We start from the raw sequence: 20368 nt of genomic DNA on the forward strand, positions 1-20368 counted from the left end.
ACGAGCGGGAGGGGCGGGTCGTGATCGAAGAGCCGGCGTACACCGGTTTCGGTTTTTCCGACGAGGAGTGGGGGCTGCTTGTCGGCCTGCCACAGTCGGTGCTCACCGCGGCGAGCGCCGCCGAGTCCGACGGCACCAAGGCGACGATGGCCGAGGGCGCCGCCGGCCTGGAGACCATCTCCGGCGGGCGGGAGTCGGCCAGCCCGCTGGTGGCCGCCGTGGCCGGCGAGATCGTCACCCGGGTCGGCGACCCGGAGGCCGGTGAGGAGATGCCGGTCATCTCCCCGGCGGACCCGCGCGGCTACGCCGAGGACGTGCTGGGCCGGGCGAAGGAGGCGTCGGCGCTGCTGGCGGCGAAGGTCGACGAGGGCGAGGCGGGCGCGTACCGGCACTGGCTGGTGGAGATCGCCGAGCAGGTGGTCGGCGCGGCCAGCACCGGCGGTGTGCTCGGCCTCGGCGGCACCGAGGTCAGCCCCTCCGAGCGCCGCTTCCGCGACCGCCTCTCCCAGATCCTCAACGACTGACCCCTACCCCCACCTGCCCCGTTGATCATGAGGTTGGCGGCGGTTTCGATCTCGAAAACCGCCGCCAACCTCTCGGTCGACACGGTGGGAAGGGGGCGTCAGGCGACCCGGCGGGGGAAGAGGAGGGCGGAGAGGAGCACCGCCAGGGCGAGCAGGGCGATGCACCAGGCCGCTGCGCGGGTGGGTGCGGTGCCGACCGGGGTGTTCAGCAGGAGTCCGCGCAGCGACTCGATGACCGGGGTGACCGGTTGATGCTCGGCGAAGCCCCGTAGCCAGCTGGGCATGGTCTCGACCGGCACGAAGGCGCTGCTCGGATAGGGCAGGAACATCACCAGGAAGGTGTAGCCGTTGGCCGCCTCCGGGGTCCGGGCCAGCAGGCCGAACGCCGCCGACAGCCACGACACCGCCAGCAGGAACAGCAGCAGCACCCCGGCAGCGGCCAGCCAGCGCAGCGGCGCGACGGCCGGCCGGAACCCGATGGCCACCGCCACCCCGAGCACCAGCACCGTGGACACCGTGTTGCGGGCCACGCTGGCCACCACGTGCCCGGCCAGGATCGAGGTGGCGCCGACATCCATCGTGCGTAGCCGTTCGATCATGCCGTTGGTCAGGTCGGTGGTGACGCTGACCGCCGTGCCGGCCGCGCCGAAGCCGGCGCAGAGCAGCAGCACACCGGGCACCACGTAGGTCACGTACGCCGAACCGGTGTCGATCGCCCCGCCGAAGAGGTAGACGAAGAGCAGCATCAGGATCACCGGCAGCAGCAGCGAGGTGAGCAGCGCGTCGACGTTGCGGCGGGACAGCCGCACGCAACGGCCGACCATCACGGCGGCGTGCCTCGGCCGGAGGGTCAGCTCAGACACCGGCCACCTCCCGCTCGGTGCTCGCCGGACGGTCGGTGAGGGCGAAGAAGACGTCATCGAGGGTCGCCTCCCGTACGGTGAACCGGACCACCCCGTGCCGGTCCGGATCGACCTCGTCGAGCAGGCTGCGGACCTGTGGCGCGCTGCCGTCGGTGGCCACCGACAGCGCCAGCCGAGCCGGCTCGCGGTGGGTGACCCGGGCCCCCAACCGCCGCTCGGCCTCGGCGAGACCGGCGGCGTCGCGCCAGGTCAGCTCCAACCGCTGGGCGCCGAAGCGCCGCTTGAGGTCGGCCGCCGTCCCCTCGGCGACCAGCCCGCCGCCGTGCAGCACCATGATCTGGTCGGCCAGGCGGTCGGCCTCCTCCAGATACTGCGTGGTGAGCAGCACCGTCACCCCGGCGCCGGCCAGCTCGCCGATCACCTCCCACAGCGCCTGCCGGCTGCGCGGGTCCAGGCCGGTGGTGGGCTCGTCCAGGAAGATCACTGACGGTGCGCCGACCAGGCTGGCCGCCAGGTCGAGGCGGCGTCGCATCCCACCGGAGTACGTCACCACCTGTCGCCCGGCGGCGTCGACCAGGTCGAAGCGGTCCAGCAGCGCCGCGGCGCGGGCGCGGGCCGCGGGCGCGCCCAATCCGGCGAGCCGGGCCAACATTGTCAGGTTCTCCACGCCGGTCTGCCCGTCGTCGAGCGCCGCGTGCTGGCCGGCGAGGCTTATCGTCCGGCGTACCCGCCGCCGCTCCCGCACCACGTCGTGGCCGGCGACCCGGGCGGTACCCGAATCCGGCCGGGTCAGCGTCGCCAGGATCCGCACCGTGGTGGTCTTCCCGGCCCCGTTCTGGCCCAACAGGGCGTGCACCCCACCCGTGGGCACCCGCAGGGACAACCCGTCGAGCACGACGTGGTCCCCGAAGGACTTGCGCAGATCGACAAGCTCGACAGCTGGCGGTCCGTGCACCATGAAACCCTCCAAATCTGCGTAGGCCATACGCTTATATGCGTGCACCATACGCAGAGGTTATGCTGGCGGTCAACGTGCCTGGGAGGTGGAGTGAACGGACCCGACGTCGAGCTGCCCGAGAACGTCGCGCTCGCCTGGGGGCTGCGCGACCGCCCGAGCCGTGGTCCGAAGCGCAGTCTCAGCCTGGATCAGGTGGTCGCCACCGGGATCCAGATCGCCCAGGCCGAAGGACTGCCGGCGGTGTCGATGAGCCGGGTGGCCGGCGACCTCGGCGTGGCGACGATGTCGCTGTACCGGTACGTGCCGACCAAACACGACCTGCTCGACCTGATGGTGGACACCGCGTACGGCCCGCCACCACGCCCGCGCGGCATCGACGAGGGCTGGCGACCGGCGCTGGCCCGCTGGGGCGAGGGAAACGTCGCCGCGCTGCGCCGACAGCCGTGGATGCGGCACGTGCCGATCAGCGGCCCCCCGATCAACCCCAACCAGGTGCGCTGGATGGAGTACGGGCTCGCCGCGCTGCGCGGCACCGGGCTACGGGCCACCGAACGGATCTCCACGATCATGCTGGTCAGCGGGTACGCCCGCAGCTGGGCCACGCTCACCGCCGACATCGCCGAGGCCGCCGCCCGGACCGGACAGACGCCGGAGCAGGTGGGCCTGCGCTACTGGCAGCACCTCGCCACGCTCACCGCGCCCGGCCCGTACCCGGCGATCCACGAGCTGCTGGCCGAGGGTGAAGAGTACGACGACGACGTCGACCTGGAATGGCGGTTCGGGCTGGGCCGGATCCTCGACGGGGTGGCGGCGATGATCGAAACCCGTGCCGTCGGCAGGCCCCGCCCCGACGCGGGATGAGGCCCGGTCAGCTCCGCCCCAGCAGGGTCAGCACCGCCCGCTCGGCCTGCTCCGGCGAGGTTCCCTCGGCCACCGGGACGACCACGCCGTCGTGGAACAGGTCCACCACCCTCGGATCCACGTACGACGCGCGAGCCACCGTCGGCGTGTTTCCCAGCAACTCCGCCACCTGCCTCATCACCGCCGCCACCGCCCGGCGACGGGCGGTCACCGAACCGGCGGAGGTGAACGTGGCCAACTCCGTCGCCGCCCGTACCGTCGCGTGCCAGGTGCGGAAGTCCTTGGCGGTCATCTCGCCACCGCTGGCCTCCCGTAGGTAGTCGTTCACCTCGTCGGCCCGTACGTCCCGCCACTGCCGCCCGTCCCAGTAGCCGAACAACCGGTCCGCCGCCCGCCGCCGCCGACGCAGGTCGGCCAGCACCCGGCACAACTGCGGGTCGGAGATCAGCCGTACCTGCTCGATGCCGCCCTTGGCGGGGAACTCGAACAGCACGCAACCCCTGCGGAGCCGGGCGTGCTCGGGGCGCAGGGTGGCCACCCCGAAGGTCGGATCCTCGCCCGCCGCGTACTGGTCGCTGCCGACCCGGAAGGTGCCCATGTCGAGCAGCCGGGTCACCGTGGCCAGCACCCGCTCGCGACGCAGCCCCCGCACCGCCAGGTCGTGGTCGACCCGCTCGCGCAACAGCGGCAACCGGCCCGCCACCTCCAGCACGTGGTCGAACTTCGCCTCGTCCTGCCGCTGCCGCCACAGCGGGTGGTAGAGGTACTGCTTCCGGCCGGCCGCGTCGACGCCGATGGCCTGGATGTGCCCGTTGGGGTACGGCGAGATCCACACCTGCCGCCAGGCCGGTGGGATGACAAGTTCCCGCAGCCGGGCCAACTCGTCGGGGTCGCGCACCGGCTCGCCGCGCGGGTCCAGGAACGACCAGCCCCTGCCCCGCCGCTGCCGCCGGTACCCCGGCCGGCCCGGATCGCTACGCCGCAACCGCACGGTCCACCCGCACCGCCTGCTCCACCTCGTCGACGGCGGCCAGCACCTCGTCCACACCGATGGCGACCATTGTGGGATGGTCACCTACCCCGTCCCAGTCCGGCCATGCGCGCGCGCCGGCCCAGAGCGCCAGGTGCCGTCGACGCTCCGGCGGTGGCCCCCACCGGGCGGGCGGAACCGGGCCGAACAGCACCACCGACGGGGTGCGGTAGCCGGTGGCCAGGTGCGCCACGCCGGTGTCCCCGCTGACCACCAGGCGCGCTCCGGCGATCAGAGCGGCGAGCTGCGCCAGGTCCGTCCGACCGGCCAGCACCGCGGCGGCGGGCAACCCGGCCTGGTACGCGATGCGGGTGACCACGGCCCGCTCCGACGCGCTGCCGGTCAACACCACCCGGTGTCCCCGCCCGGTCAGCTCCCGGGCCAGCGCCACGAACCGGTCGGCCGGCCACCGCTTCGCCGGCTCCTTCGAACCCGGATGCAGCACCGTGGCACCGCTGCCCGCCGCCACCGGGCCCGGTCGGCGCAGATCCAGGTCGGTCGGGTCGGCCGGTACCCCGTACGCCCGCAGCAGCCGGCACCAGCGCGACACCTCGTGCTCGTGGTCGTCCCAGTCCGGTCCGTCGACGTGCGACGCCTCGGCGTTGGCGAAGGCGAGCAGCCGGCCGGGGTGGACGGCGGCCAGCAGCCGGTGCGACAGCGGACCCCGGCCGTGCAGGTTGACCGCCAGCTCCACCCGCCCGGCCGGTCGATCGAGCTGGTCCAGGCCGTCGGTGGGCAGCAGCCGGTCCACCCCGCCGATCAGCTCGACGAGTGGCCCGAGCCAGGCCGGTGCGGCGAGCACCAACCGCTGGTCCGGGTGGGCCGCGCGCAGCGCCCGCAACGCCGGGACCGCCGTGGCGAGGTCACCGACGCCGAGGGCACGCAGCACCAGGATCACGGGTACGACGTCTCCTGATCGGCGCAGACCACCATCTCGCGGATCGCGCAGCCGGCCGGCTGCGACAGGGCGAACATGACGGCGGCTGCGGTGTCGGCCGGATCGTTGAGGATCGCGTCCGCCCCCGGCCGGTACTGCGGGTCGCGTTCGTCGAAGAAGGCCGTCCGCATCCCGCCCGGGATGAGCAGCGTGACGCCTACCGTGCCGGCGAGTTCGGCGGCGAGCGCCCGGGTGAAGCCGACCACCCCGAACTTCGCCGCGCAGTACGCCGTCGCGTCGCTCACCGCCTTGACGCCCAGCGTGGAGGCCACCGTCACGACGGTGCCCCGGGACGCCGTCAGGAACGGCAGCGCCGCCCGGATCACCGCGGCGGTGGCCAGCAGGTCGACCGCGACGATCCGGTCCCAGGTCTCACCCGGCACGTCGGCGAGCCGGCCCGGCACGTCGATGCCGGCGGCGGTGACCACCCCGTCCAGCCCACCCACCCGCTCGGCCAGTTCGCGGGTGGCCGCCTCGGCACGCCGGGTGTCGGCCAGATCGCACTCCACCCAGGGCACCCCGTCCGCCGGCGCCTGCCGGTCCAGCACCAGTGGCCGACCACCGGCGGCGGCCACCGCCGCCACCACTGCCGCGCCCAGTCCGCTGGAGCCGCCGGTGACCAGCACGGTCCGGCCGGCATTCGGCGCGGTCACCGGACAACCTCCGTCCGGCTGGCCGTCGCGGCGATCATCTCGGTGGTGGAGCGTCCGTCCAGGTAGGGCACCACCACTGTGTGTCCACCCCACCGGCGCAGGAGTTCCGCCTCCGGGAGAGCGTCACCGCCACCGCCGGTGCCGTAGTCCCCGCCCTTGACCCAGATGTCCGGACGCAGCCAGGACAGCGCCGCCGCCGGTGTCGGCTCGTCGAAGATCATCACGGCGTCCACGCAGCTCAACGCGGCCAGCAGCCGACTGCGGTCGGTCTGACGCATCACCGGCCGGCCCGGTCCCTTGAGTCCGGTCACACTGGAGTCGGAGTTGAGGCACACGATCAGGCAGTCGCCGAGCTGCCGGGCGGCCTGCAACGTCGCCACGTGGCCGGCGTGCAGCAGGTCGAAGCAGCCACCGGTCGCGACGACAGTGCCGCCGGCGGCACGGACCTGGGCGACCACGGCGGCGGACGCGGCCACCCCGACCCGGTCGCCGGCCACCGCGGCGTGCACCGCCTGCGGGGCACGCCGCACCGGCGCCGGCAGGGCCGTGGCCACCCCACCGTCCGCCACGTAGGCCGAAGCGTCCGCCACCGCCTCCTGTACCGCCTCGGAGACCAACGCCCCACGGGCCAGGGCCAGGCCGGCGGCGACCGCGAACCGATCGCCCGCGCCACAGGTGTCCCCCTCGGCGGCGACCGGAGCGGGCACCATCAGCGGGGTCGACCCGGCGTGGCTGAGCAGTGCCCCGTCGGCGCCGAGCGTCACCGCGACAGCGCCCGCCCGCCACCGCTGCCGCAGTCGCTGCGCCCCCTCGGCGGCGGTGGCCAGCCGGGTGGCACCGACCGGCGCCTCCGTCAGCTCCCGCACCTCCGCCTCGTTCGGGGTGACCAGGTTCGCCCCCGGTACGGCGGCGGGCCCACGCGGGTGCGGATCCCACACCAACGGGGCGCGGATCGAGGCCAGGGCCGCCCGCAGCGCCGGTTGCCGCGCCACCGCGCGGCCGTAGTCGCTGACCAGCACCACCGAGGCCCGGTCCAGGACGCGCAGCACCGCGTCGCCCGGGTCGCCCAACTCCCCCATCCCGCCGCCCCGGTCGTGGCGCAGCAGCACCCGGCCCCCGGACCGCAGCCGGATCTTCTCCGGGGTCGCGCCGTGCAGCCGCAGCGGATACACCTGCACCCCGGCGGCGGCGAGCAGCACGCTCAGCCGGGCTCCACCCGCATCGTCGGCCAGCGCGGTCACCAGCACCACCTCGGCACCCTGTGCGGCGGCGAAGACGGCGGAGAGCCCGGCGCCTCCGGGCCGATCCACGTGCGCGATCTCGTCGAGCACGGGCACCGGCGAGTCCGGACAGAGCCGGTTGACCACACCCTCGACGTCCCGGTCGAGCAGGGTGTCGCCGACCACCACCACGGGTCCCGTCACGCTTGCCTCCTCACGCCTGCACCGGCCGGACGGCTCCGCCGTCCAGCACCACCTCGACGCCGGCCCGCACCGCACCTGCCGCCGGTGCCGTCGGCTTCGGCTGCTCGGCCATCGCCTGCTCGACGTACTCGCAGAGCAGGTGGCTGGAGACCAGGTGCAGTTCCTGGACCACCTGCGGGTCCGGCGAATCCACCGCGAGCACCTCGTGACACGCCTCGGCGAGCGGGTTGGGCGCCGGCCCGGTGAACGCCCAGCAGCGCAGTCCCGCCTCCCGCCCGGCCCGCGCGGCGGCGATCAGATTGCCGCTGCCGCCGCTCGTGGACAGCAACAGCAGCACGTCGTCGGGTCGGCCGTGCGCGCGGACCTGCCGGGCGAAGACCTCCTGGTAGCCGTAGTCGTTGCCGATCGCGGTCAACGCCGACGTCTCGGCGTGCAGCGCGATCGCGGACAGCGGCTGGCGGTCGTCACGCAGCTTGCCGACCAGTTCGGCGGTCAGGTGCTGCGCCTCGGCGGCGCTGCCGCCGTTGCCGGCGACGAGCAGCCGACCGCCGTCGGTGAGCCGCCGGGCCAGCGTCGCGCCCCACCGGGCGAGCAGCGGCTCGCAGCGCCGGAACGGCGGCAGCGCCGCGGTCAGGTGTGCCAGGTGCGCGTCGAGCAGACTCATCAGGCCACCACCCGGGTCGGTCGGTGTACCGCGGCCACCTCGTCGTACACCTCGGCGAGGCGCTGGGCGGTGACCGCCCACGAGTAGTGCCGGCGGGCCCGGGCCCGGGCCGCGCCCGCGTACGCGAACCGGCGGATCCGGTCGTCGAGCAGCGCGCGCAGCGCCTCCCCCAGCGCCCGCGGGTCCCGGGCCGGCACCAGGTCCCCGGTCACGCCGTCGACCACCGTGTCCCGCAGACCGCCGACAGCGGTGGCCACCACGGGCACCCCGCACGCCATCGCCTCCAGCGGGGTCAGCCCGAACGGCTCGTACCAGGGCGCGGCGACCAGGATGTCCGCCGAGCGGTACCAGCGGCCCATCTCCTCCCGGGGCACCGCGCCGACCAGGCGGACCCGGTCGGCGACGCCGCAACTGCCGGCCAGGGCCCGCAGCCGCCGGGCGTACGGGTCGGTCTCCAGCAGGCCGGCCGGCGGGCCACCGACCACCACACACTCGGCCTCGGGTACGTGTGCCATCGCCCGGACCACAGTCTGGAAGCCCTTACGTTCCACCAGCCGACCCACGGTGAGGATCCGCGCCCGGCCGGGCTCGCGCTCGGTGGCCGGCCCCAGCGGGGCGAACGTGGCCAGGTTGACCCCGGACGGGATGACAGTCATCGCCGACCGGGGCACGCCCATCCGGACCAGCTCGCCGACCTCGTCGCGGCACTGCGCGACCACCCGGTCCACCGAGCGGCCGAGTTGGCGCTCGTAGCTGATCCGCCGGGCCGGGCTGGTGTCCTGAACGCCCTGGTGTCGACGCTTCACGGTGCCCAGCGCGTGGTACGTCTGCACCACCGGCACCCCGGTCCGGCGGCCGGCCTCCAGCGCGGCCAGCCCGCTCATCCAGAAGTGCGCGTGGATCACGTCGGGGGCCCAGTCCCCGCCCCGCCACCTGTCGATGAGCCAGGCGCCGAACTGGCGCATGTGCGGCAGCAGCGCGTCCTTCGCCACCGGTTCGGCCGGCCCGGCCGGGACGTGCACCACGTCGTAGCCGTCCGGACTGCGTACCGTCACCGGCAGGTCCACCGCGTCGCGGCGGGTGTAGACCCGCACGTCGTGACCGGCGGCGGCGAGCGCGGCGGAGAGTTCCGCGACGTGCGTGTTCTGGCCACCGGCGTCCTCGCCGCCCAGGATGGCGAGCGGGCTGGCGTGCTCCGAGATCATCGCTATCCGCATACTTCCTCCTCCAGCAGCCGGTCCCAGTCGGTGAGGAATCGGTCGAGGCCGTAACGTTCGCGAGCGGCGACCCGGGCCTCGGCGCCCGCCCGCCGCGCCCGCTGCGGTTCGGTGACGAACCGGTTGGCGGCCTCCAGCAGCGTGTCGACCCGGGTGGCGAGGGCACCGGCGCCGGGCGGCACCGCCATCACCGCTTCGGTGCTGGCCAGCGCCACCACCGGCATGCCCATCGTCATCGCCTCGATCAGGCTCAGCCCCAGCGACGTCCACCGACACAGGTGCAGGTACGCCCGTCGGCGCGCCAACTCGGCGTGCATCCGGTGCTGCGGCACGTCGTCGTGGCTGGTGAGTCGATCGGCCGGCAGACCGAGGTGCTCGGCCAGCCCGGCCACCTTCATGCCGAAGACGTCGAGCGGGGCGATCTCGGCGAACCGGGGCAGCAGGTCGGTGCCGGTGACCCGCCAGCGGCGGACCGGCTCGTTGATCACGACGGCGAGCCTGTCGAGTTCGCCTGTGTACTCCACGGTCGGCGGCACGATGCCGTGGTCGACGACTGTGGTGCGGGTGGCACCGGTGTCCCAGAACAGTTCGTTGAAGGCCGTCACGTGGGCGATGAGCAGGTCGTCCCGGTCGGCCATCGGGTGACGGCTGTTGGGGACCTGGCCGTCCTTCGGCGTGTTGTGCTCCACGTAGATCGCCGGCAGGTCCCGGCCGGGCCGACGACCGAGCCACTCCTCGGCCAGGTCGAGTTCCTCGGGACGTTGCAGGATCACCAGGTCGACCTCGGCGCCGGGCAACTGCTCCGGGCTCACCTCCGCGGCGCTCTCCGGCCAGGTGTACGTGCGGGCGCGGCCCAGCCCGTACGGCCCCCGGTCCGGGGTGGCTGGTATCAGGTACCGGTGCTTGCCGTGCACGAACGAGGTGGTCCAGGAGCCGTGCACGTGCCAGAGCAGGATGTTCATCGGGTGCCCCCAGCGCCGATGCCGGCCACCTCGGGCACCGGCCGCGACCCGGTCGAACCGGTGGGCGCCCGGTCCGGCGGTACGCCCAGCAGCCGCAACGCGTCCAGGACGGCACCCGGCTCGACGCCGCTGAGGCAGGGATGCCCCGGCACCGGGCACCGGGCGGCCCGGGTGTCGCGGCAGGCGGCGGTGGCGTCGCCGAGGCGTACCGTCGGCACCCGCCACGGCCCCCACTGGCCGAAGGGGACAGTGGGGGCGAAGAGGCTGACCACCGGCACGCCGTACGCGGCGGCCAGGTGCGCCGGTCCGGTGTTGCCGACCACCACCGCGCCGGCGGCGGCCACCACCCCGGCCAGCGCGGCCAGCCCGGTCCGGCCACCGAGGTCCCGGCAGTGCCGTCCGGCGACCCGTGCGGTGAGGTCCCGCTCGGGTGGCCCGCCGGTGACCACCACCCGGTACCCGGCGGCGCTCAACTTGTCGGCGATCCGCTCGGCCAGTTCGGGCGGGCAACCCCGGGCCGGCGCCGCCGACCCGGGATGCAGCACCACGTAACCCGGTTCGCCGGCCTCGCGCGGTGGCGGCGGGACCGGACGCAGCCGTAGGTGCGGTTCGTCGCCGTCTTCGAGCACGTAGCCGGCGGCGGCGGCCAGCGAGAGGGCCCGCTCCGCCTCCGGCACACCGGCCGGCACCCGGTGCCGCACGTCCAGCAGGCTGCCGGGGTAGTCGTCGCTTATCGCCGCGATCCGGGCGACCCCGGCCATCCGCAGCAGCAGAGCCAGCGGCAGCGGCGACTGGTGGAACGAGGTGAAGATGACCGCCTCGTCGGCGGCCACCGCCGACAGCCGGGTGACCAGGGCGGCCATGTCCGACGGATGCACAGGCGCGGGGTCCGGGTCGATCCAGGGCAACCGGTGCTCGATGATCTCGTCGACGCCGGGCAGCAGGCCGGCGGCGGCCCGCCCACGGGGCCCGCAGAGCAGCACCACCCGCTCGGCCCCGGCGGCGACCGCCCGGATGCCCGGTCCGGTCACCAGCACGTCGCCGGCCGAGTCCGACCGCACCACAAGGACGGTGCGGCCGGTACCCGGGCGCCCCGGTGCCGGCCGCCGGACACCCGTGGTGGCGGCCCGGCTCCCCGTCCCCGACATCGGCTTCGCCGGGCTCAGTGCCGCCTGCCGTCGAAGGATCTCCGCGACCGCGGCGGGCAGGTCGGCGGCCACCCAGGGGGCGGCCGCGACCTCCTCGGCGCGGGTCACCGGCGTCGGGACCAGGATTCCTGCCGCACCGGCGGCCAGCGCCGCCGTGACGTCGCGGCCGATGTCTCCGATCAGGGCGCAACGGGCGGGTACGGTGCCCAGCGCCCGGGCGGCGGCGTGCACGAGTCCCGGTCGCGGCTTGCGGCACGCGCAGCCGTCCCCGTCGTCGTGCAGGCACACCTGCCAGGAGTCGAAGGGCCCGAGCAGGGCCTCGATCCGGCGGTTCACCCGGTGCAGTTGCCGCTCGGTGAACAGTCCCCGGGCCAACCCGGACTGGTTTGTCACCACGGCGAGCTTCAGCCCGGCCGCGCGCAGCCGATCCAGCGCCGCACGGGCCCCCGGCATCGGACGCACCTTGTCCGGATCCGCGTTGTACGGCACGTCCTCGACAAGGGTGCCGTCGCGGTCCAGCAGCACCGCGTCGAACAGGATCGGGCCGGACACGGCCCGGCCGGGATCGGCCAGCACCCCGGCTGACCTGCGCTGATCCGGCTCCCCATGGTCCTGTCGCACGGGCGGCGGGTTCCCTGCGCCCCGGTGAGTAAACGTCACCGGCGACGCGGCCGACGACACCGCGCACCGGCGGTACCCGCACGGCCGCCCGCGGTGGCCTTACCCGCGGTCGCCGAGAAGCTAACCCGGCCACCTCGTTAGCCGAGGCCGTGGGCCGGGTACCGAGGGGCGGTGGCGGTTGTGGAGAAGGTGATCGAGGCTCCGGCCCGGCAGGTGTGGGCGGTGCTGGCGGACGGATGGACCTACAGCGACTGGGTGGTGGGTACCGCCCACATGCGCAACGTGGACGACGACTGGCCCGGGGTGGGCACCCGGCTGTACCACCGCGCCGGCCCCTGGCCATTCTCCCTGGAGGACTGCTCGACAGTGCTGGCCTGCGAACCGGAACGCAGGCTGGTGCTCCGGGTGCAACTCTGGCCGGCCGGGGAGGCGGTCGTGGTCTTCACCCTGGAGCCGGTCGACCCGGACACGACCCGGGTGCTGCTCGCCGAGGACTTCGCCGCCGGTCCACTGCGCTGGATCCGCACCAAAATCAACGATCTGGTGCTGCACCTGCGCAACGAGGAGACCCTGGACCGGCTCTCCGACATCGCCCGCCGGCAGAAGGCACCGGACTGATCGCGGGCACCGCGCCGGGGGAGCCATTTCACCCCGGAAGGGACAAGTAGCTACGCTCTCGGGGAACCCTGTCCGCAGACCGAGGATGTCCCCCATGATCGAACCCGTCCAGTTGCCCTCGCCGTGGCGGGACGTGCGCCTGACCGTCGTGGTCCCGACCTACAACGAGGCGGGCAACCTGCCGGTCCTGGTCGAACGCCTCCTCGCGCTGCCACTACCAGGCCTGAAGGTGCTGGTCGCCGACGACAACTCGCCCGACGGCACCGGCGAGGTCGCGGACAAGCTCGCCATAGAGCATCCGGAACGGGTGGAGGTCGTGCACCGGCCGGGCAAGGAGGGTCTCGGCCGGGCGTACGTGGACGGGATCAGCCGGGCCCTCGACGGCGGCGCCGAGTACGTGGCGCAGATGGACGCCGACCTGTCCCACCCGCCGGAGGCGTTGCCGGGCATGCTCGGCGCGCTGCTCTCCACTCAGGCCGGCGTGGTCATCGGATCACGCTACGTGCCGGGCGGCGAGCTGGACGAGAACTGGCCGTTGTACCGGCGGGCGCTCAGCGGCTGGGCGAACCTGTACGTGCACACGCTGCTGCGGGTACGGATCCGGGACCTCACCGCCGGTTTCAAGATCTGGCGGGCCGACGCGCTGCGCGACATCGGGCTGGAGCGGGTGCAGTCCAACGGCTACAGCTTCCAGGTCGAGATGCACTACCTGGCCACCAAGCTGGGGCACACCATCCTGGAGGTGCCGATCCGCTTCGAGGAGCGGCGCGACGGCGCCTCGAAGATGACCACCGCCACCAAAATCGAAAGTGCCCTGATGCCGTTCAAGCTCCGTACCCGGCACCGCAACATCGCGCCCTGACCCGTCGATCCGGCCGGGTCACGGATAGACGGCCCGGTGTGCGGTGGCGATCGCCCGTTGATACAACCCACCGGTGAGGGCCCGGTCGCGGGCGAGGGCGGCGCGGGCCGCGTTCGCGCCCGGTGCCCCGTGCACCCCGCCGCCGGGGTGTGCCGACGAGCTGGCCAGGAAGAGCCGGTCCACCGGGGTGTCGGCGCGGCCGAGGCCCGGCACCGGCCGCAGGAACAACTGCTGGTAGGGGGCGGCGGTGCCGCCACCCAGCGCGCCACCGACCAGGCTCGGGTTGGCCTCCTCCAGCTCGGCCGGGCCGGCCACCTGCCGGCCCACCACCAGGCTGCGGAAACCGGGCGCGGCGGCCTCCAGCACCGCCTCCATCCGCTCGACGTGGGCCATGATGTCGTCGGCCCGCCAGTGCCGACGAAACGGCAGGTGGGTGTACGACCAGAGCGACTCGGTGCCCGGCGGCGAGTGGCTCGGATCCGCCACCGACATCTGCCCCACCAGCAGGAACGGATCCGGTGGCAGCTCGCCCAGGGCCAGCGTGGCGGCGTAGCCGGTGAGCCCGTTGAGGTCCGCCCCCAGGTGCACCGTGCCGACGCTGGACAGGCGACGGTTGGTCCAGGGCACCGGGGCGGACAGCGCCCAGTCCACCTTCAGCGTCGAGCCGTCCCAACGGAAGTGTTCGAGGTCGGCCACCAGGCGCGGCGGCAGCACTGCGGCACCGACCAGGTCCAGGTACAGCGCGGGCGCGGGCACGTCGGCGAGCACGGCGCGCCGGGCCTGCCAGTTGGTGCCGCCGACCGTGCGTACGCCCATCGCCCGGCCCCGGGCGACAAGCACCCGCTCCACCCGGGCGCCGTAGTGGATCCGACCGCCCCGCTCGGCCAACCGGGCCACCAGCGCGTCGGTGATCTTCTGCGCGCCACCGTCCGGGACCGGCCAGCCGACCTGCTGCCCGAGCATGGCCAGCAGCCAGCCGTAGACGCCGGAGCCGGCCTCCTCCGTGGACAGATCGGTGTGCAGGGCGCAACCGGCCAGCAACGCCGACCCGCCGGCACCTGCGAACAGTTCCTCACCGAGCCGGCTCACCGGCAGCACCAGCCGCCGGGCCAGTCGCAGGGAGCCACCGACCCGCAGCCGGCGCAGCAGGCCGAGACCGCCGCGTACCGGCGGGAACGGAGTGGTGATCAGCTGCATCATCGGGTCGGCGACCTGCTGCCACTCCTCGTACGCGGTCAGCCAGCGTTCGCCGTCGCCGGGGGCGAACGTCTCCAGCGACGCCGCCGTGACCATGGGGTCGCGGTTGAGCACCGCGGCCCGGTCGTCGGGGAACAGGTGGGCCAGCACGTCGGGGGCGTGCCGCCAGGTGAGCCCGTACCGGGTCAGGTCGAGCCCACGCAGCACCGGTGAGGCGAAGCCGAGCGGGTAGAACGAGCTGAAGAGGTCACTGAGGTAGCCGGGGGCGGTCACCTCGGCCGAGCGCACCGCCCCGCCGGGTACCTCGGTCGCCTCCAGCACCAGCACGTCCCAACCCGCGTCTGCCAGCAGGTTTGCGGCGACCAGGCCGTTGTGTCCGGCGCCGATGACGATGGCGTCGGCCCGTTCGGCGCCGAGGGAACCTGGCGAAGTCATCCGGGGACGCTACCCCGAGTCGTCCCGGCGAAACGTTTGTCACGGCTCGGCCCGGGCATGCAGCGCGCCATGTACACGGTCACGCAGCTCATCGGTGGAGTCTGGGGTGCCGGCGGGGAGGCCGGCGAGTTGCTGGTGCACGATCCGGCTGACGGCCGGCCGGTGACCAGCGCGCCGATCGCCACGGCCGACGAGGTCGACAAGGCGGTGGCGGCGGCACGGGGAATCGCGCCGGAGTGGGCCGCGACGGCCCCGGCGGAGCGGGCCGCGGCACTGCACCGGATCGCCGACGCGGTCGCCGAGGTCGCCGACGAGCTGGCCGAGGCGACGACCGCGGAGATGGGCAAGCCTCTCGCGGACGCCCGGGGCGGCGTCGACACGGGCGTGGCCACCCTGCGCCAGTACGCCGAGCTCGCGCCCGCCCGGGGCGGCCGTACGCTGCACGGCGACCCGGCCGCCATCGACTTCATGACGCCGCAGCCGCGTGGCGTGGCAGCCGTCATCACGCCGTGGAACGACCCGGTCGCGGTGTCCTGCGGACTGGTCGGCGCCGCCCTGGTCACCGGCAACGTGGTGCTGCACAAGCCCAGCGAGCGCACCCCGGCGACCGGGTGGCTGCTGGCCCGCGCGTTCGACAGCGCCCTGCCGGCCGGGGTGCTGTCGCTGCTCAGCGGCGACCCCAAGACCGGCGCGGCGCTCGCCGCCGCCGAGGTGGACCTGGTGGCCCATGTGGGCGCCAGCGCCACCGGCCGGGCCATCGCCACGGCGGCGGCCGGCACCGGCGCCAAGGTGCTGCTGGAGAACGGTGGCAGCGACCCGCTGATCATCGACGCCGACGTCGACCCGACCTGGGCCGCCGCCGAGGCCGCCCTGGGCGCCTTCGCCAACGCGGGCCAGATCTGTGTCGCGGTGGAGCGGATCTACGCCCACCGCGACGTCGCCGAGGACGTGGTGGCGGCGCTTGTCGAGCGGGCCGCCGCGCTGCGCGTCGGACCGGGACGGGACCCGGACACCCAGCTCGGCCCGCTCGTCGACCGACGGCATCGCGACCACGTGCACGGGCAGGTGATCGCGGCGGTGGCCGACGGTGCCCGACTGCGCACCGGCGGCACCCTGCCGGAGGGGCCGGGGGCCTTCTATCCCGCGACGGTTGTCGACAACTGTCGGCACGACCTGACGTTGATCCGTGAGGAGACGTTCGGCCCGGTCGCCGCCGTGGTGGTGGTCGACTCGTTCTCCGAGGCGTTGAAGTGCGCGGCCGACTCGCCGTACGGGTTGGCCGCGACGGTGCTGACCGGGTCGATGAGCCACGCCCAGCGGGCCTGGCGTGAGCTGCCGGTCGGCACCGTCAAGGTGAACTCGGTCTTCGGCGGCGCGCCGGCCGGCGCCGCGCACCCGCGCCGGAGCAGCGGCCAGGGCTTCGGCTACGGCCCGGAACTGCTCGACGAGTTCACCGTCACCAAGGCGGTGCACATCCAGGCACCCGGCGGCGGCCACTGGTGAACCGCTGCCGACCCGGCGGCCACCGCGACCGGCAGCGCCAGGCGAGCCGTGGGGCCCGGCGCGGCGGTTACGCCGGCCGGACCCCAGGCAACGGCGACGTGGTCAGCCGCCGCGCGCCTTGCGGGTCTCCCGGTCGTTGGCCTTCTGGATGGCCTTGACCAGCTCCGGCTTGGTCATGCTCGACCGGCCCGGCACGTCCAGTTCGCGGGCCACCCCCAGGAGGTGCTCCTTGGGGGCGTTCGCGTCCACCCCTCCGGCGGTCGGTGCCCGCCGGGTCGGGCCACCACCGGCGGCCTGCTCGTCGCTGGGGCCCTTGCGACCCTTCGGCTCCCAGTGGTCGCCGACCTTCTCGAACTCATGCTTGACGGCGGCGAACGCGGTGCGGTGCGCCCGCTCGCCCTCGCCGTAGGTCTCGACCGCGGAATCGTGCGTCTTCTCCCAGGTGCGCTGGGCCTTTTCCGGGGAGCGCCGCAGCGTGCTGGGCAGTACCTCGCGCCCGGGCATCTCGATCCTCCTCCGTTTTCGGGTGATTCGGATTGGCGTACCCCCGCACGGCGGCGGCAAACGCCGCGGCGTTTGCCGCCGGACGGGGCCGGGTACCGCCGGGGCCATCGACGAGCCGCAGGCGCCCGCCGTGTCCCAGGAGCGGTGATGACGACGACGAATCCCGACGCCCCGTCGGCCGACCCGCAGGTGCCGCGACTACCCGGGTTCCGCCAGCTTCGCTGGCAGACCTGGCGCGGCGTGCTGGTGCGGGCCGGACGCAACTACCTGAGCGACAACTGCACGGACTGGGCCGCCGCCCTCACCTACTACGGGGTGCTGGCGCTGTTCCCCGCCACAGTCGTGGTGGTGGCCCTGGTCGGTCTGGTCTCCGACGGGGAACGCACCGTCGACACGGTGCTCGACCTGGCCCGGGACGTGGGTGCCGGCTCGGTGGTGGCGAACGAGAGCTTCGTCGGTGTGGTCCGCGAGGTGGTGAGCCAGAACAGCTCCGCCGGGGTGTTGCTCAGCTTCGGTCTGCTCGGCGCGCTCTGGTCGGCCTCGAACTTCATCGCCTCGTTCACCCGGGCCTCGAACGCGATATACGGCGTGGTCGAGGGACGACCCGTCTGGAAGCTGCGTCCGATGCAGATCGGGCTGGCCGCCCTGTCGTTGGTGCTGCTGGCCACCGTGGCCGCCGGTCTGATCCTCAGTGGCCCGGTCGCCGACGCGGTCGGTGACCTGGTCGGGGCCGGTGGTGCGGCGCGTACCGCGTGGGCCGTGGCCAAGTGGCCGGCGCTCGCGTTGATCGCGATGCTGTTGATGTCCCTGTTGTTCTGGGTCGCGCCGAACGTACGCCAGCCACGGTTCCGCTGGCTCACCCCGGGCGGCATGGTGGCCCTGGCCGCCTGGGCGCTCGGCTCCTTCGGCTTCGGGCTGTACGTGGCGAACTTCGGCTCCTACGACACCACGTACGGCAGCCTCGGTGCGGTGATCGCGTTCCTGGTCTGGCTCTACCTGTCCAATTCCGCGCTCATGCTCGGTGTCCAGATCAACGCCGAACTCCAGCGGGGACGGAGGCTCCAGTCCGGCCGGGAGGACGCCGACGACCCGGTCCTGCCACCCCGGTCTCCGGCCGACACGTGACCGGTTGCCGGTTTACCACCCGTCCCCCGGGTAGCGCAGAAGACATGGATCGCGGCAGCAGCAAGCACTCACCGAGGGTCGACGACCAGATGAGCCAGGAGGTCAGCGGCCTCGTACAGGGGCCGGGGACCGGCGGCTCGCGGGTCGACGAGTTCCGCGTCCCGGAGCCTGCGGGCGAGGACCAGCCGGAGCCCACCACGGCGCCGGCCGGCGAACTGCGCAGCGGCTCTCCCCAGGGCATGACCTCCGAGGACGTCGAGGCACGTAGCCGGCTGGGACGGTTCATCACGATGACCGCCCTGCCCGGCGACCGGGCCGCACTGCTCGCCAACGCCCGTGCGAACGAGGCCCCCGACGACGTGGTGGCCGCGTTGGAGCGTCTGCCCGAGGACACCCGGTACCAGACGGTGTCCGAGGTGTGGGCGGCCCTCGGCCATACCAACGAGACGACGCGCTGGTAGGTGGACCGGACCGGTCCGCAACCTCACCGAGCGCAGGAGAGGATAACCATGAGTGGCGTGACGCAGCATGTCGACGTGGCCGTCCCGGTCCGGACGGCGTACGACCAGTGGACTCAGTTCGAGGAGTTTCCGCAGTTCATGGAGGGTGTGCAGGAGATCCGCCAACTCTCCGACACGATGACCCACTGGACCGTCGAGATTGCCGGGGTCAAGCGCGAGTTCGACGCCGAGATCACCGAGCAGCTGCCCGACGAGCGGGTGGCCTGGCGCTCGACCGGCGGCACCGAGCACGCCGGGGTGGTCACCTTCCACCGGCTGGACGAGAACAACAGCCGGGTCAGCCTCCAGTTGGAGTTCGACCCGCACGGGGTGATCGAGAAGGCCGGCGACAAGTTGGGCGTGGTCGACCGCCGGGCAAAGGGTGACCTGCAACGGTTCAAGACCTTCATCGAGCGACGCGGCCAGGAGACGGGTGCGTGGCGCGGGCAGGTCGACCGTCCGCAACCCTGATCCCGCGATGAGATCCTCGACGGCCGCCGGGTGGACCCCGGCGGCCGTCGTCGCGTCCCGTCCGGGTCGCGCCCGCCACCACCGGACGGTCACCCGCCGCCGGGGGAGGTGTCGTTTGCGACGACCGGGCCGGGGTACCGCGAAGGCATGACCGACGACAGGGCATGGCGTAACGAGGAACGACTTCCGCTTGAGGAACTGGACCGGGCCGTCGCCAGGTCCACGCTCGACGGGCAGGCCGACGACGTGACGGGCAACGACGCCGGGGAGGAAGCCGCCTTCGGGCACGGCCCCGAAGCGGCGGACCGGGGCGGCGAGGTGCCCGGCACGGGCCGTGAACCCACCGACCCGGACCGCGCCTACCGTCCCTCCACCACCGGACGCACCGGCCCGGACACCCTCTGACACCGTTCCCGGGTACGTTTCCGGCTCGTGCCGCCGCTTCGCCACGTACCCGGAACGCCACGCCGGCCAGCCCGGACGGGTCCGCCGAACGGACGGTGAATTCGGACAGCTCAGCCAGAATCGGCCGTTCGGCTGACGGCAATGGCCGCGTCGCGCGCAAGACTTTCGGAATGCATCAGGGCTCCGGCTTCCTCTCCACGCGTCAGCGCCGCCTGGCATGGCTCGGCTTCCTCCTCGCCGCCGTGCAGGCGCCCGTTTCCGCCCGGCTGGTCGATGACAGCTCATGGCTGTTCAGCCTCTGCGTCGCGCTGATGGTGGCGACCGTGATCATCGCCGACGACGCCGCGCGTCGTCGCCCGGCGGACGTGCGCTCCTCCGAGTAGGGGCTGCTCGACGTCCTCGGCTGAGCCGAGGCATCACGGTTCGCCGGCCGGACGCGCCTCGTGGCCTGACCGCCCGTGCGTCCGGCGGCGCTCCTTCATCTCCGCCTCGTAGAGGTGCCGTCGACCGCCGACCAGCTGCTCGCGTGCCGACCGCTCCACGTCGCGGAACAGCGCGTGGTAGCCGTCGTCGAAGTCCTCGACGATCTGGAACGTCCACCGACCCGCGATGACGTTGCGGCCCACCAGCTCGTCGGCGATGCGGTGGGCGATCTCAGGGTGGCCGGCGTCGCGGAACTTCCGTACCGCGTCGTCGAGCATCAGGTCGGCGTGCCCGATGAGCTGGTGCAGCGAGTAGAGGTGCCCACGGGCGCGTTCCACGCACTCCAGGGCCTCACTGAGCTTGCCGAGGGCGGCCACCGTGTCGTCGCTCACTCCGGGCGGTCGCCGGTGCCGCTCGTCGGGTTCGTCGCGGGAGTCCATCCGTACCTCCTGGTGCCGGCCGT

At 73.6% G+C, this 20368-nt stretch carries 23 protein-coding genes; 10 read left to right on the top strand and 13 right to left on the bottom strand.

Going from position 1 to position 20368, the window contains the following annotated elements:
- The first annotated feature begins 20 nt into the window (after window positions 1–20).
- The gene (locus tag CLT74_RS11900) at window positions 21–524 is read left to right on the top strand and encodes a hypothetical protein (RefSeq protein WP_099851824.1); all 504 of its coding nucleotides are present in this window, start codon (window positions 21–23) and stop codon (window positions 522–524) included.
- Between the two features lie 98 nt (window positions 525–622).
- Here the strand turns inward: CLT74_RS11900 and CLT74_RS11905 are convergent, their stop codons facing one another.
- Together CLT74_RS11905 and CLT74_RS11910 are read right to left on the bottom strand one after the other, a co-directional pair.
- A complete protein-coding gene (locus CLT74_RS11905; RefSeq protein WP_486582263.1) occupies window positions 623–1387 on the bottom strand; it encodes an ABC transporter permease in 765 nt (254 codons plus the stop codon).
- Entirely contained in the window at window positions 1380–2345 is a 966-nt protein-coding gene (locus CLT74_RS11910) for an ATP-binding cassette domain-containing protein (RefSeq protein WP_199172170.1), read from the bottom strand. The genes CLT74_RS11905 and CLT74_RS11910 overlap by 8 nt, the downstream gene beginning before the upstream one ends.
- A 90-nt stretch (window positions 2346–2435) precedes the next feature.
- On the opposite strand from CLT74_RS11910, the gene CLT74_RS11915 reads away from it, so the two are divergent.
- Complete coding sequence (locus tag CLT74_RS11915) at window positions 2436–3206, top strand: TetR/AcrR family transcriptional regulator (RefSeq protein WP_486582264.1); 771 nt, start codon at window positions 2436–2438, stop codon at window positions 3204–3206.
- 7 nt (window positions 3207–3213) lie between these two features.
- Here the strand turns inward: CLT74_RS11915 and CLT74_RS11920 are convergent, their stop codons facing one another.
- From CLT74_RS11920 to CLT74_RS11955, 8 genes are read right to left on the bottom strand one after another with little or no spacing between them, the layout of a single operon-like run.
- Complete coding sequence (locus CLT74_RS11920) at window positions 3214–4197, bottom strand: DNA topoisomerase IB (protein WP_099846583.1); 984 nt, start codon at window positions 4195–4197, stop codon at window positions 3214–3216.
- Window positions 4181–5134: a glycosyltransferase family 9 protein gene (locus CLT74_RS11925; RefSeq protein ID WP_099846584.1), complete on the bottom strand. Its 954-nt coding sequence runs from the start codon at window positions 5132–5134 to the stop codon at window positions 4181–4183. The genes CLT74_RS11920 and CLT74_RS11925 overlap by 17 nt, the downstream gene beginning before the upstream one ends.
- A complete protein-coding gene (locus CLT74_RS11930; RefSeq protein WP_099846585.1) occupies window positions 5131–5826 on the bottom strand; it encodes an SDR family oxidoreductase in 696 nt (231 codons plus the stop codon). The genes CLT74_RS11925 and CLT74_RS11930 overlap by 4 nt, the downstream gene beginning before the upstream one ends.
- Window positions 5823–7250, bottom strand: a complete 1428-nt coding sequence (locus CLT74_RS11935; RefSeq protein WP_099846586.1) for a PfkB family carbohydrate kinase — start codon at window positions 7248–7250, stop codon at window positions 5823–5825. The genes CLT74_RS11930 and CLT74_RS11935 overlap by 4 nt, the downstream gene beginning before the upstream one ends.
- Before the next feature lie 10 nt (window positions 7251–7260).
- Window positions 7261–7914 carry an SIS domain-containing protein gene (locus tag CLT74_RS11940; RefSeq protein WP_099846587.1) on the bottom strand — a complete coding sequence of 218 codons (654 nt, stop codon included), beginning with the start codon at window positions 7912–7914 and terminating at the stop codon, window positions 7261–7263.
- Window positions 7914–9131, bottom strand: a complete 1218-nt coding sequence (locus CLT74_RS11945; RefSeq protein ID WP_099846588.1) for a glycosyltransferase — start codon at window positions 9129–9131, stop codon at window positions 7914–7916. Before CLT74_RS11945 ends, CLT74_RS11940 begins: the two co-directional genes overlap by 1 nt.
- Window positions 9122–10093, bottom strand: coding sequence for a glycosyltransferase (locus tag CLT74_RS11950; RefSeq protein WP_099846589.1), 972 nt, complete (start codon window positions 10091–10093; stop codon window positions 9122–9124). Before CLT74_RS11950 ends, CLT74_RS11945 begins: the two co-directional genes overlap by 10 nt.
- On the bottom strand, window positions 10090–11862 hold the full coding sequence (locus tag CLT74_RS11955) for an HAD-IIIA family hydrolase (RefSeq protein WP_099846590.1): 1773 nt from the start codon (window positions 11860–11862) through the stop codon (window positions 10090–10092). Before CLT74_RS11955 ends, CLT74_RS11950 begins: the two co-directional genes overlap by 4 nt.
- A gap of 171 nt (window positions 11863–12033) precedes the next feature.
- Here CLT74_RS11955 and CLT74_RS11960 point away from each other — a divergent pair, with 171 nt between their 5' ends.
- Both CLT74_RS11960 and CLT74_RS11965 read left to right on the top strand, forming a co-directional pair.
- On the top strand, window positions 12034–12480 hold the full coding sequence (locus CLT74_RS11960; RefSeq protein WP_099846591.1) for an SRPBCC family protein: 447 nt from the start codon (window positions 12034–12036) through the stop codon (window positions 12478–12480).
- Between the two features lie 94 nt (window positions 12481–12574).
- Window positions 12575–13342: a polyprenol monophosphomannose synthase gene (locus CLT74_RS11965; protein WP_099846592.1), complete on the top strand. Its 768-nt coding sequence runs from the start codon at window positions 12575–12577 to the stop codon at window positions 13340–13342.
- 18 nt (window positions 13343–13360) lie between these two features.
- Here CLT74_RS11965 and CLT74_RS11970 read toward each other — a convergent pair whose 3' ends face one another.
- Window positions 13361–14974: a phytoene desaturase family protein gene (locus CLT74_RS11970; protein ID WP_099846593.1), complete on the bottom strand. Its 1614-nt coding sequence runs from the start codon at window positions 14972–14974 to the stop codon at window positions 13361–13363.
- 69 nt (window positions 14975–15043) lie between these two features.
- On the opposite strand from CLT74_RS11970, the gene CLT74_RS11975 reads away from it, so the two are divergent.
- Window positions 15044–16477, top strand: coding sequence for an aldehyde dehydrogenase family protein (locus tag CLT74_RS11975; protein ID WP_099851836.1), 1434 nt, complete (start codon window positions 15044–15046; stop codon window positions 16475–16477).
- 102 nt (window positions 16478–16579) lie between these two features.
- Here CLT74_RS11975 and CLT74_RS11980 read toward each other — a convergent pair whose 3' ends face one another.
- Window positions 16580–16981: a ChaB family protein gene (locus CLT74_RS11980; RefSeq protein WP_099846594.1), complete on the bottom strand. Its 402-nt coding sequence runs from the start codon at window positions 16979–16981 to the stop codon at window positions 16580–16582.
- A gap of 147 nt (window positions 16982–17128) precedes the next feature.
- On the opposite strand from CLT74_RS11980, the gene CLT74_RS11985 reads away from it, so the two are divergent.
- The 5 genes from CLT74_RS11985 to CLT74_RS12005 all read left to right on the top strand — a co-directional run bounded on the left by CLT74_RS11985 (window position 17129) and on the right by CLT74_RS12005 (window position 19865).
- Window positions 17129–18106, top strand: a complete 978-nt coding sequence (locus tag CLT74_RS11985; protein WP_099851839.1) for a YihY/virulence factor BrkB family protein — start codon at window positions 17129–17131, stop codon at window positions 18104–18106.
- A 44-nt stretch (window positions 18107–18150) separates the two neighbouring features.
- Window positions 18151–18567 carry a DUF2795 domain-containing protein gene (locus CLT74_RS11990; protein ID WP_099846595.1) on the top strand — a complete coding sequence of 139 codons (417 nt, stop codon included), beginning with the start codon at window positions 18151–18153 and terminating at the stop codon, window positions 18565–18567.
- 48 nt (window positions 18568–18615) lie between these two features.
- Entirely contained in the window at window positions 18616–19077 is a 462-nt protein-coding gene (locus CLT74_RS11995; RefSeq protein WP_099846596.1) for an SRPBCC family protein, read from the top strand.
- Between the two features lie 147 nt (window positions 19078–19224).
- The gene (locus CLT74_RS12000) at window positions 19225–19482 is read left to right on the top strand and encodes a hypothetical protein (protein WP_099846597.1); all 258 of its coding nucleotides are present in this window, start codon (window positions 19225–19227) and stop codon (window positions 19480–19482) included.
- Between the two features lie 95 nt (window positions 19483–19577).
- Window positions 19578–19865, top strand: a complete 288-nt coding sequence (locus CLT74_RS12005; protein WP_486582265.1) for a hypothetical protein — start codon at window positions 19578–19580, stop codon at window positions 19863–19865.
- Between the two features lie 33 nt (window positions 19866–19898).
- Here the strand turns inward: CLT74_RS12005 and CLT74_RS12010 are convergent, their stop codons facing one another.
- The gene (locus tag CLT74_RS12010; RefSeq protein WP_099846599.1) at window positions 19899–20345 is read right to left on the bottom strand and encodes a hypothetical protein; all 447 of its coding nucleotides are present in this window, start codon (window positions 20343–20345) and stop codon (window positions 19899–19901) included.
- Between the last annotated feature and the right edge of the window lie 23 nt (window positions 20346–20368).

Source organism: Verrucosispora sp. CNZ293, from assembly GCF_002754655.1.